The 615-nt window shown below is 32.0% G+C and carries 1 protein-coding gene; it reads left to right on the top strand.

Translation table 11 applies throughout. The features are described 5' to 3' along the window. Positions 1–117: 117 nt before the first annotated feature. A partial coding sequence (locus BACCOPRO_RS17020) for a hypothetical protein (RefSeq protein WP_008145681.1) occupies positions 118–615 on the top strand: 498 nt, incomplete at its 3' end.

The raw sequence follows: 615 nt of genomic DNA, 5'->3' as shown, positions 1-615 counted from the left end.
AAAATATAATTTGCTATTTTATTGCATTAATGGAAAATTATATATTCCTTTGTGGAAAATCTAATTATACATTCTGATTGGTGTAAGGAAAATATAATTTGCCAAAATAGTACGTTTATGGAAAATAAGAAAACGCTTAAATTGACCGATTTCCAAAAAAATGAGGAAAATCCCTTTATGAAACAAGCAATAGAGGGTATTGAAAATCATGTAGTTAAAAAATACAAGAGTAGTACAGGAAGCGATAAGAAAGCTGTTGTTGCTGTTGCTGATACTGATACTGGAGAAGTATTCAAAACTTCGTTTATTCGGCAAATAGAAGTGGATGAAGAACAATTCGCAAAGTTATATCTTGCAAATTTTGCCGCATTTTTTAATCTATCACAGTCTGCAATACGTGTTTTCGGATACATTTTAACTTGCATGAAGCCTAAAAGCGATATGATTATTTTCGATAGGCGAAAGTGTTTAGAATATACACAATACAAATCAGACAAAGCCATTTACAAAGGACTTGCAGAGCTTGTACAAGGCGAAATTATAGCAAGAGGACCCAATGAGTACAACTGGTTTATAAACCCTCTAATCGTATTCAATGGAGATAGGGTTTCATTT

The sequence above is a fragment of the Phocaeicola coprophilus DSM 18228 = JCM 13818 genome, from assembly GCF_000157915.1.
Taxonomy (GTDB): domain Bacteria; phylum Bacteroidota; class Bacteroidia; order Bacteroidales; family Bacteroidaceae; genus Phocaeicola; species Phocaeicola coprophilus.
The sequence above is the reverse complement of the archived record's forward strand: the minus strand, read 5'-3'. Positions and strand labels throughout refer to the sequence as shown.